The following is an 11534-nucleotide window of genomic DNA, read 5'->3' on the forward strand; positions in this document are numbered from 1 at the left end:
AATCCGGGGGTGGAGCTGATATAGCAAGAATTATTCACGATACTAATCATTTACGACGAAAATGATTCACGACGCAAATCATTCACGATACAAATCATTCACAATCTAAAACGTTAACGGTATGAATGAATGCGTAAATGTATTCTAATCTGCTCCTTCAGCATATGAACAGGCTCCCACATCATGGGCTCTAATGGTGCTGCTTGCCGTGGCCAAGCCCCGGATTTCTTGAGCGGTCAGGGCTCTGTTGTAAATGATCAGTTCATCCACTGCACCGTTCAGATAGGGATCATCAAACTGGGATTTCCCAATATAGTTCCGGTCTGTCAGTCCAAGGCTGGAAGGCTTCAGCGTCATGTTCGTGTTACGCGTCGCCTCTACACCGTCCACATACAACATTCCAGTATTGCCTGACAAAGTCACGGTGACATGTTTCCAAACCCCTGTTGCCAGCTCCGGCGCGTTCAACTGTTGTTCCTCTCCGTTCCCCGAGACGGTGATAGCAAAGCGCATACCAGTTCCCTCGGCCTTAGGTGTCAAAAACATATACCGATCCGTGCCTGCACCAAAATCAAACAGGCGTGCCCAGCCGTTATGCGTGTTCACCCGTACCCACGCGGCAATCGTAAAGTCATGTATGCTGCTAACGATACCACCGGGCAGGCTAGCATAGGCGTCAGAACCGTTAAAGTGCAGGGCATTGCCTTTCCGTCCGGCTCCCCACGCGCCTCCACTTACACTGGCCTGTTGTCCATAACCTGACGAATCGGCTGCGGTAGATCCGGCCGTTTCGTCAAATTCATAACGGGCTACAATGTCTCCGACGGGAGACGGGTTGTCTGTACTCGACTGGATACGGATATCATAGTTGGCTGCCGTACCGATATTCAGTCTGACCGTGGTCGCAGAGCTGTTAGCAGCCGTGACTGATCCGGTTTTTGTGCCGTCTACGAGCACGTCATACGTACCTGCCGCGAGTCCGGTCAAGCTCATAACGGTGGTATGAGTCGTGCCTGGGGTCATATTTTTCAGTGTCAGGCGGATGTTGTTCTTGGACTTGGATACGTTGGCCAAGCTATATTGGTCCCGATTCAGCTCCACGCTCAGCTTTTGGGTGATCAGATGCAGTCGTTGGAATACACCGTCCTTTGGAGTAATCGCGTAGCTGTTACCGCTTTCTGTAACGTCACAGCCATAGCCGAACAAGCCGAATATTGGATCTACAGCCACATCCGAGCTTAGGATTTTAATGGCTCCAAACAGCCCCAGATCGGCTTCCCCGGACATGCCGCGCCATCCGTTAAAGAGGGGGCCGCCATCCAGACCAAGTGCGCCATAATTGCCTTTTCCCGCCTGATATGTCCACGATACCGCCCCGATATTGGCAGGATCAGAGCTGATCTGTCCCGAGTTAATCGCCCCGATGTTTGCCAGCTTGGCGGCATAGGATAGACGCTGATCCACTTCGGGCTTGGACGAATGCTGACGTGTCCAGTCATCCATCGCATAGCCTGCCAGTGAAGTGGTGTACTGGAAGTTCCACCAATTCTCTCCGGTGATGGTGACCGGATCGGCGTAATAGTACCAGACAGGCATATGACCGCGTGCAGCACGCGTTTTGGCATTGATTTTGCTCATCATTGTGGTGTTGCTGTTCATTTTGGCGAGTGTATATACGGCTTCTTCACCTGTATTGTCATAGTTATACTCAGAGCCATAAGGATAGGTGGTGTTTTTGAAATTGTTGTACTTGGTAGCCATTTTGGCAATCAGGTCGTTAGCCTCGGTGGTCATGCCTTCTTCCTGAAGCGCTTTAATCATATCAGGTGTAGTTAGCTCACCCATGAGTCCCGTGTTCCAGTTATAAGCAACAGGGCCTTCATACAACGCTTTAAAAATACGATAAGCACGTAGCAAATATGTGTTTTTGCTATTACGATAGCTGATCAGGTTGGGGTACAGCTTGGCAAGTTTATACATGCTAAAAAACGTATTATAAATGTGCGGATAGGCATAGCCACGGTACGTTGGTGTCGTGTTAGGCTGCGGCATCAGGAAATCAGGAACCAGATAATCGGTATGATGGCCTTCCATCAAATTCGTCCAGATGGCTACCTCCAAATAATCATCGACTGCCTTGATCTCAGATGCCACGGGCTTCTGAACGTTTTTCTCCGCCAGAAACTGGCCGTGAGTTAGTCCCCAATCATCACCCCAGCCCCAGTAACCAGCAAAGCTGTTGCGTTTGGCCTTGTACTGCATCATCCAGTCATCGAAGACCTTGTCCCTCAGGTCGCCCGGCACGTTCCATTGGGTGCTGTTGACCATGAAGGTAGAGTGACGCTGAAGTGCAGCTTCGACTGGCTCGATGGCATAGAACTGGAGAACGGTTTTTTCGCCGTTACCATAGTTTACAGTAATATTGTTATGTCCCAGTCGTTCCAGTGTAAGTTCATATATTTTATGGTTTGTAGGAGCAGTTTCCAGATAGCTGATGGTCGTTTCCGACGGATACTGCGCCGTGACAGAGGTAATGGATTTGCTGGTATGCAGATCGAATTTAGCCTTGAGATTGGTCGGGAAAATCATACCCGGAACCACGGTCACATCCACATGTCCCTCACTGTACAGCCTGTCCTTTACGGCCTGCTCGTCCGCTACCTTGTAAAATTTAAAGGCATACGTTTTGCTTTCACCAGGAGCCAGCGACAGACTGGTGCTTCCAAGATAGCCACGGTTGGTGCTCTTGATGACATTGGAATGGATATAGAACACATTCAGTCCTTCGGACCAGCCACCTTGCTCCATAGCCCATGTGCTGCCGGGATGCTCCTCAGTTCTCCAATGGTCCTGATATTCGAGACCAGCACCCGTTGACGCATCGGGGACTAGTAGTATATACGGTCCGATGCCGCTAGGTCGTCCGGCGGTAATAAAGGAGCTATTATGGCCTACAAAGGAGTGTGAGAGTACTCTGGTTTCATAAATTTGTTCATTATTGCCACCGGACCAGTACTCGTTAAACGGAAGCGGCAGTCCCCAATCTCCGATCTCCAGCGTTTGATTAGTACTGTTCGTTACTTTCATTTGCCAATGCAAATAATCGTTAACCAACGAATAAGTTTCATGTAAAATGAAATTACGTATTCCCTGATTGTTTGATGAATTCTGATAGGCTACCTGGACACTGTTTCCAGAAGAGGTGATCTGGCGCGCATCAGCAGAATTACTTGTCCATGCCCGAGTCCACGCTCCGTTGCCGAGACGATAGGTGAACATGAGTTCACCCAGCCACTGATGATCCGACGTATTCTGTTTAGGTGCGTTGGAGCTGTTCATGACATAATTGGTATTAAAAGTGTCCCCTACCAGCCGTAAGGAAGAGAGATCGCCGTAATCTCCGACAGAGATGGAGAACACTTGATTAGATAGTTGTACTGCCATGCTATCAACCTCCTAACAAAGGTTCGTGAGCGTGCTCACTACGTTAATATATGTGTGAGAAATACTTTTGCTACCCTATGTATGAGAATTGATAGAAAATAGATTCATATAGATGTCCTAGAGGGCTCTCAATCGTGGAGGTAGAGGTATTATGAAAATTAAAATGGAGTTGCCAAAGATTCCTGTCGACTTGCCTGTATTAAATGAAGAAATGTATTCCTTACGATCCAAAGGCGAATATCGTATGGGGTCTGTAGAGGATATGATCTTGGATAATGTGGAAGCGGTTAAGGTTTCATTAGAGAAGATGACTTTTAAAAATGTAACGATCATGGAATCGTCATTGCCGGAAAGTGAATGGACAGACATCATTTTTGATAAATGCGATCTATCGAATGTTCATTTTTCAGGTTCCTTTATCCATCGGGTAGAGTTCAGAAACTGCAAATTGCTTGGAACAGATTTCTCCAGAAGCAGGCTCCAAAACGTTCGCTTTTCGGATTGCTTAGGGGATTATTCGATGTTTCGTTTTGCTAATTTTAAGCAAGTTGGTTTTGAGGATTGTTCTTTGATAAGTGCCGATCTGTATCATTTAACACTACAAAAAACCTTTTTTAACCGTTGCAATCTGGATCAAGCGATGCTATCCGGGTCCAAGCTCAAAGGGATTGATTTGAGCGATTGTGAATTTGATGGGTTACAAGTGGATATAGAAGACTTGAATGGCTGCATCATCTCACCCCATCAGGCTTCATCATTTGTAGGACTGTTGGGGCTAGTGATTAAATAAGGGAACTCTCACTTCTCACTGATTCTTAATATGGTCCCAAGCCTGGCGCAGACGCTTAACACCTTCGATAATCTGCTGCTCCGTTAAGTGAGCAAAGTTAAAGCAGGCTGAAGGAGGTCCCGGTGTCAGTTGGTAATCGGCGGCATCACGCCATGTGACTCCGTAAAACCGTGCTGTCTGCATCAAATGATGATACTGGGCAGACTCATGCTTCCAGATGGCGTAGGCATGTAGTCCGCAATCGTTCTGATGCCAGTGAAACAGTCCATTCAACTGCTGTATTTCCCGCTGGAACACGTCGTAGCGTGATCTGTATATTCGAGTCATCCGACGCACATGGCGAACGTAGTCGCCACGCATCATAAAACGTGCCAGTGCGCGCTGTTCCAAGCGGGCAGGCGGCAGGGGATCGTATAGTCGTTTGGCAGCTGTCAGCGCTTGGGCTAATTCAACGGGCAGGATTGCAAACCCGAGTCGAAGGCTGCTGAACATGCTTTTGGAAAAGGAGCCGACATAGATGACACATTCTGCGCGATCCAGTGCTTTTAACGGTTCAATGGGTCGTCCTGCCCAGCGGAATTCACTGTCATAATCGTCCTCAATGATCCACGCACCTTTGGATACTGCCCATTGCAAAATATGTTGACGGCGTGCTAATGGCAACACAGCACCCGTTGGAAACTGTCGTCCTGGCGTAACAATCAGCAATTTGGAATCCCAATCCTGTGGGACAATTCCGTGTTGATCCATTTCGGCAGCGAGTATCTGTCCGCCTGAGGCAGTAACTGCACGGTAGATGCCGGAATAACAGGGATTCTCCAGTACAATTTTATCTTGTTCATGAATAAGCAATTGACTTAATAACGTGATCACTTCCATGGAACCACTGCATATTACGACTTGATCCGGGGTAGCCGTAATTCCGCGTGTTCTGCCAACATGATGGCAAATCGCTTCACGCAGCCATTCATCACCGCTCACTGGTGCAGTCGTCTCGTCAGCCGAGGGCTTTTGCAGATCTTTTCCAGCGGCAGTCAGTGCGCTTTTCCATGTGATCTGTGAATTGCCCTCCAATAAAACTTCTCCTGCCTGAAAAGAAATCAAAGGCTGTTGCGCACGGTCTCTATCTGTAGCAGAAGCAGGAGACGACTTTAAGTTTCGTTCCCTTTCGATCTGCATGATTCGTTGTCCCCATGCTGACAGAGCAGGGGCTTTTTGTTTTGCAACAGGCGGATTCTGATTCTGCTGGCCGATTTGTGATGGGTTTGGTAGCACCGCTGTCTGTTGCATAACAAAGGTTCCTCTGCCTACTGCCGAGTCTACATATCCTTCTGCCAGCAGCATATCGTATGCTTCTTTAACACTCCCTCGCGAAATTCCATATATCACAGCCAGATCACGAGTGGAAGGCAGACGCGTACCACTGGCAAGGGAACCATTGAGGATTCCCTCACGAAGAGCATGATACAATGCCAAATATTTTAAATGATATTTTTGAAGCGCACGCTGATAAGCAATCGTAATATCCATATTCTTCTCCTTCGATTGGACCACTCATTTTCGTTCATATTGGATCTTTTTATGAATCCATTTTTAACATAATCTGAAATGTATCATTGGTCAATAGATGGAAGGAGAGTTCCCTATGAGAAGGAAAGAATTTGCAGTGGCAGAACTAGAGGAAATAGAGCAGTTTCTAAGCGAGGTCAGTTTCGGATTTTTAGGCATGAACAGCGAGGATGGTTTTCCGCGTGTGGTTCCCTTGAATTTCGCTTATGGAAATGGCGTTTTTTATATTCATGGCAGCCGTGCTGGAGAAAAGATGGAACAGATGAAAGAGGATAATCGGGTTACTTTTTCAGCCGCCAAAGAATATGCGCTCATTCCATCTTATTTTACGGATGAACATATGGCATGTCCGGCGACTTCATTTTTTAAAAGTATTACCGTGCGTGGTCATGCGGAGCATGTAGTGGATTTGGAAGAAAAAGCATCTGCGTTTTCCATTTTTATGGGTAAGCTGCAACCGGAAGGCGGGTATGACACGATTGATGCAAACGATTCTCGGTATGCTTCACGTTTGAAAGGGGTCGCTCTGATCAAAATTGTACCGGAGGAATGGACTGCCAAGTTTAAATTCGGTCAAAATGTCAAAGATCAGGAACGTCAGCAAATTATCGACGGCTTGCAACAACGGGGGCTGGATGACGATCTGACAACGATTGAGATGATGCGCAAATATTGTCCTCATCACTCGGCTTAATAATTCCTGCTCGCTCACCGTCTAATTGGTTAATTATACCTTGTAGGGAGATGCTCTTGATTTTCCAAAACGTTCAGTCCTTCTGTATTAGGACTTTTGAAGGACAGGTATATATCATCCTCAAGCCCGTTGTTCTTACTGCAAAGGAACTTTATAATACGATAGATTTGTGGCGTAAGGGGGCAAGACCGTGATGAGAGCAGGAGTCAGAAGTCGGGAGAGTCGACGGTTGTTACTGGAAGCAGGGGCTGAAGAGTTCGCTCAGACGGGTTTTTATCAGACAAAGGTAAGTTCGATCGCGGCACGTGCAGGATTGACGCAACCGGATTTTTATATTCATTTTGAAAGCAAGGAACAGATGTACGAGGAGCTTGTGGAGAGCTTCCGTACTTTGGTGAATGATACGGTACAAAGCATGAAGATAGGCCCGGACCTAAGCGAGGCTGAAATTTTGAGGCGGGGACAAGTGTTTCTGGAAGCTATTTTTCGCGTGTTGTCTAATAATCCGGCGATCACCCGTGTCGGATTTTACCAGGCGGCAGACTCGGTGCGCATTAAGGCAGAAATGGCCGAGCATATCAAAAAGCATCTGCTGGCGGCGCAACGATGGGGCTCGTGCCGTGAGGAACTGGACCCTGAACTGATAGCAGAATGCGTGATCGGCTTGATTGAACGGCTGACGTTAACGAAATTGCTACCTGGACGTGAAAGTCCGTCTGTGCTTGCCAAGCAGGCACGAAATCTCCTGTATCACGGCATGCTCGGGTCCGAAGAATAACAGGACTATACAACCCCAACCTAGATTTGGGCGGCAGGCGCGGCATTTGTCCCTATCATGAATGATGGCATAAGCATAAGATGCTCTTGTAAACCATGAAGGGAGGAATCAGCATGTCTGGAGTAGGCGCTGGTTATGGAGCTTTTACATCCACAGGAGCGATTCTGGTACTTTTCATTCTGCTCGTTATTATCTCCAAAGCATTCGTTATCTAATTCGTAGCTTATGAATCTGATTTCGGGCGATTTGTTGTAATCGACAGAGGGAGGAGGAACTTAAGATGGGTGAAGTAGAAAGAGGTTGCGGTGGTGGCGGCTACAACATGTTTACTTCCACTGGTGTTATTCTGGTACTCTTCATTTTGCTGGTTATCATCACACGTACCATTTTCATCTAAAGCTATATTCATGGGCTTGAGCGCCGATGCTTCGGGTCTATGACCGTGCTAGTCAAAACAGGAACCGTCTCCAATAGAGGCGGTTCCTTTTTCATATAAAAGTTTACGTTGACGTTAACGTTATAGAGGCGTAGTATTTATATATAATCTTTTTCATAAGGTGGGTGTCATGGTTACGTATAAAATTGATGAGGTCGCCAAGCAAAGTGGTCTGACGAAGCGAACCATTCGTTATTATGAGGAAATCGGCTTATTGCCCTCTCCGCAGCGTAGTGAAGGGAATATGCGCCTGTATACGCAGGAGGATGTGGATTTACTAAAAAAAATAGTCAGTGCCAAGGAAGTACTTGGGTTCTCCTTGCAAGAGCTTCAGCGTTACATGTCCGCAGCGGAAATGCTCAAGGGTCAGCGGGAGGAATATCGCGAGCGAACGGAGCATTTGCAACCGAATGAGCGACAGGCCATGTTGGAGGATATGGAAAGTACATTGAACGAACAGTTGGAATTAATGGAGGGAAAAATCAACAGCATCCGTATGCTCCAGACTGAGTTGGAGGAGTTACGGGTTAGGGTGCGTGAACGCAAGGTTCTTCTGGATGAGGAACTTGATCACGACCCGTCATAACAAGAACATTTACATTCAGATGTGGAGGTAACATCATAATATGAGTTCACAACATGCATTACCTGAAGAGTTAAAGGAACGCTCAGGCTTACTGTCTCAACCGAAAGCGGTATGGGCGGTCGCCTTTGCTTGTGTTATTTCATTTATGGGTCTGGGATTGGTCGATCCGATTCTTCCGGCCATTGCCGATCAGCTGCATGCTACGAAAAGCCAAGTATCATTGCTGTTCACCAGCTATAATCTGGTAACAGGTGTTGCGATGCTGATTACAGGCGTTGTATCTAGTCGATTGGGTGTCAAATGGACACTACTAACAGGGATTCTATTTATTGTTGTGTTTGCCGGACTGGGCGGCACGGCCAATACCGTTGGCGGAATTGTGGGCTACCGGGCAGGCTGGGGTCTGGGAAACGCTTTGTTTATCGCAACAGCTTTGTCTGCGATTGTAGGTCTGTCCACGTCTGGAACAGCTAAAGCAATTATTTTGTATGAAGCGGCATTGGGCCTCGGAATTTCAGTGGGTCCGCTGCTGGGTGGTGAGTTAGGTTCCATTTCTTGGCGTGGTCCGTTTTTCGGTGTAGCCGGACTGATGGTAGTGGGATTTTTGTTCATTACATTTATGTTGCCTTCGATTCCAAAGCCCAAAAAGCGCGGTTCCATTGCCGATCCGTTCAAAGCGCTCAGTTATCCTGCCTTGCTCACACTCGGCATTGTAGCGTTGTTATATAACTTTGGATTTTTTACGTTGATGGCGTATTCTCCATATGTAATGCATCTGGACGAGCATGGTTTAGGTTATGTGTTCTTTGGCTGGGGAATTATGCTGGCCTTTACCTCGGTGTTTGTAGCACCGAAGATTCAAGCACGCTTGAGCGTGGTATCTTCCATTAGTATCATGCTGACGCTGTTTGCTATTGATTTAGGTGTTATGGCGATTGGGACGGTAGCTGGTTCACCAACGACTGTCATTGTCGCCGTCATTGTAGCTGGTATTTTTCTGGGGATTAACAATACATTGATTACCACTGCAGTTATGCAGGCTGCTCCAGTGGAGCGTTCGACAGCATCTGCGGCCTACAGCTTCATGCGGTTTTTGGGCGGGGCAATTTCGCCGTGGCTTGCAGGGAAGCTGTCAGAGTGGTACTCAGCAGAAACCCCGTTTTATTTTGGAGCATTGATGGTACTGATTGGTGTAGCTGTGCTGGTCGTACGTCGTCGACATATTCAGGATATTCAGGTGGATGCACACTAAGATCGAATTTCTGAGGAGGAAAAGAGTATGAGCGAATACAAACATATTCTAGTCGCGATTGATGGTTCGGAACACGCTATGAAGGCGTTGGAGACAGCCAAAACGTTGTCTAAGCAGCTTCAGGGGAATCCGCATCTGACTGTATTGCATGTAAACCCGGCTTTATCCATGAATGAGCCCCCGGTTGGGGTTGATGTGGATGAGCGAATCGAAGAGGAAGGTCGTCATATTTTGGAACCTGCATCCGACTATTTGAAGGACGAGGGTATTTCATACCGTATGCTGGCGGGTCACGGTGATCCGGCGAGTGTCATTTGCGAAAGTGCAAAGCAGGAAAAGACGGATTTGATCATTATGGGAACGCGGGGCAAAGGACTTGTTTCTGAAATGATACTGGGCAGCGTGAGCCATCATGTGATTCAGCATGCACCTTGTCCGGTGCTGACGGTAAAATAGATGGTAAAAGGAACGTTGATGTCAAAAGAAGGAGGAAAAAGCATGCAGCAGCATTTATTTATCGGTGGAGAATGGAAAGCAGCTTCATCGTACACGACGTTGAAATCACCGTATTCCGGTGAAATCATTGCTGAGGTGGCAGAGGCCACGCCAGAAGATGCCAAGGCTGCTATTCAGGCGGCCTCTGATGCACGCTCGGAGATGCGGGCCATGCCAGCGCACCAGCGGTCAGCCATTTTGGAGAAACTGGCTGACCTGCTGGAAGAGCGGCGTGAGGATGCAGCGCGCATCATTGCACGTGAAGCATCCAAACCATGGAAGGCTGCGCTGGCGGAGGTTGACCGGACGGTGCAAACCTACAAGTTCGCAGCTGAAGAAGCCAAACGGATTCAAGGTGAAACCATTCCGCTGGATGCCGCACCGGGCGGCGAGGGTCGTATGGCCTACACGCTCAAAGAACCTGTAGGGGTAGTAGGAGCTATCACACCATTTAACTTCCCGATGAACCTGGTCGCTCATAAAGTGGGTCCCGCGCTGGCAGCAGGCAATACGGTCGTATTGAAGCCTGCGGAGCAGACGCCGTTGTCGGCTTACCTGATCGCAGAGCTGCTGGAGCAGGCTGGATTGCCTGCGGGCGCTCTTAACGTGATTAGCGGCGATGGTAAAACCATTGGCGACGTACTTGTCACTGATCCGCGCGTCAGCTATATCACTTTTACCGGTAGCCCGGCGGTCGGTACAGAAATTCGCTCCAAGGCTGGCTTGAAGCGGGTCACGCTGGAACTGGGTTCCAACGCGGCCGTTATTATCGACCGTGATACGGATGTGGACGCGATCATCGACCGTTGTGTGAGTGGAGCCTTTGCCAATCAGGGGCAGGTATGTATCTCAGTTCAGCGTATTTACGTTGTTGATGAACTATATGATACCTTTGTAACCCGATTTATAGAAGCAACTCAACGTTTAAAAATTGGAGATCCGCTAGAGCCGGACACGGACGTATCCGCGCTTATTTCAGCCAAGGATGTCCGACGTGTCCGCGAGTGGCTGGAAGAAGCGGTTCAAGCAGGTGCGAGGATCGCACTGGGGGGTCAAGCCAAGGGAGGTATTTTGGAGCCGACCGTTTTGCTTAATGTGGACCCGACTTCCAAGGTGTCCTGTCGTGAAGTGTTTGCTCCGCTTGTGCTGATTCATTCTGTCGGCTCTATAGATGAAGCCGTAAACCATGTGAATAATTCGATTTATGGCCTGCAGGCGGGAATTTACACACGTAATATCACGACCGCGCTGGATGCAGCGGACAAGCTTGAGGTTGGCGGCGTGGTGATCAATGACATTCCAAGCTTCCGTGTCGACCATATGCCGTATGGTGGTGTGAAGCAAAGCGGTACCGGACGTGAAGGTATAAAGTATGCCATGGAAGAAATGCTGGAAACAAAGCTGATCGTTATTAAGCGGTAAGTAGTTATATAAAAGCCTATTTGATGAACATAGATCATACGTTTTGCGTATGTCTGCTCATGAGATGG

At 48.0% G+C, this 11534-nt stretch carries 10 protein-coding genes; 8 read left to right on the forward strand and 2 right to left on the reverse strand.

Annotated elements, in window-relative coordinates; all coding sequences use genetic code 11:
* Positions 1–144: 144 nt before the first annotated feature.
* The gene (locus AC5ELV_RS20795; RefSeq protein ID WP_493431689.1) at positions 145–3444 is read right to left on the reverse strand and encodes a DUF5695 domain-containing protein; all 3300 of its coding nucleotides are present in this window, start codon (positions 3442–3444) and stop codon (positions 145–147) included.
* A gap of 151 nt (positions 3445–3595) precedes the next feature.
* Here AC5ELV_RS20795 and AC5ELV_RS20800 point away from each other — a divergent pair, with 151 nt between their 5' ends.
* Complete coding sequence (locus AC5ELV_RS20800) at positions 3596–4234, forward strand: pentapeptide repeat-containing protein (protein ID WP_493431690.1); 639 nt, start codon at positions 3596–3598, stop codon at positions 4232–4234.
* Between the two features lie 15 nt (positions 4235–4249).
* Here AC5ELV_RS20800 and pdxR read toward each other — a convergent pair whose 3' ends face one another.
* The gene (gene pdxR, locus AC5ELV_RS20805; protein WP_493431691.1) at positions 4250–5764 is read right to left on the reverse strand and encodes a MocR-like pyridoxine biosynthesis transcription factor PdxR; all 1515 of its coding nucleotides are present in this window, start codon (positions 5762–5764) and stop codon (positions 4250–4252) included.
* Between the two features lie 115 nt (positions 5765–5879).
* On the opposite strand from pdxR, the gene AC5ELV_RS20810 reads away from it, so the two are divergent.
* The 7 genes from AC5ELV_RS20810 to AC5ELV_RS20840 all read left to right on the forward strand — a co-directional run bounded on the left by AC5ELV_RS20810 (position 5880) and on the right by AC5ELV_RS20840 (position 11466).
* Positions 5880–6497 carry a pyridoxamine 5'-phosphate oxidase family protein gene (locus AC5ELV_RS20810; protein WP_493431692.1) on the forward strand — a complete coding sequence of 206 codons (618 nt, stop codon included), beginning with the start codon at positions 5880–5882 and terminating at the stop codon, positions 6495–6497.
* A gap of 193 nt (positions 6498–6690) precedes the next feature.
* Complete coding sequence (locus tag AC5ELV_RS20815) at positions 6691–7275, forward strand: TetR/AcrR family transcriptional regulator (RefSeq protein WP_493431757.1); 585 nt, start codon at positions 6691–6693, stop codon at positions 7273–7275.
* A 113-nt stretch (positions 7276–7388) separates the two neighbouring features.
* On the forward strand, positions 7389–7490 hold the full coding sequence (locus AC5ELV_RS20820) for a hypothetical protein (RefSeq protein ID WP_014599460.1): 102 nt from the start codon (positions 7389–7391) through the stop codon (positions 7488–7490).
* Positions 7491–7841: 351 nt separating this feature from the next.
* Positions 7842–8297 (forward strand): MerR family transcriptional regulator, encoded by a 456-nt coding sequence (locus tag AC5ELV_RS20825; protein WP_493431693.1) that lies wholly within the window; start codon positions 7842–7844, stop codon positions 8295–8297.
* A gap of 40 nt (positions 8298–8337) precedes the next feature.
* The gene (locus AC5ELV_RS20830) at positions 8338–9549 is read left to right on the forward strand and encodes an MFS transporter (RefSeq protein ID WP_493431694.1); all 1212 of its coding nucleotides are present in this window, start codon (positions 8338–8340) and stop codon (positions 9547–9549) included.
* 27 nt (positions 9550–9576) lie between these two features.
* Positions 9577–10005: a universal stress protein gene (locus tag AC5ELV_RS20835; protein WP_493431695.1), complete on the forward strand. Its 429-nt coding sequence runs from the start codon at positions 9577–9579 to the stop codon at positions 10003–10005.
* 42 nt (positions 10006–10047) lie between these two features.
* Positions 10048–11466 (forward strand): aldehyde dehydrogenase family protein, encoded by a 1419-nt coding sequence (locus AC5ELV_RS20840; protein WP_493431696.1) that lies wholly within the window; start codon positions 10048–10050, stop codon positions 11464–11466.
* Positions 11467–11534: the final 68 nt, after the last annotated feature.

It is taken from the genome of Paenibacillus sp. NMA1017 (assembly GCF_058895805.1).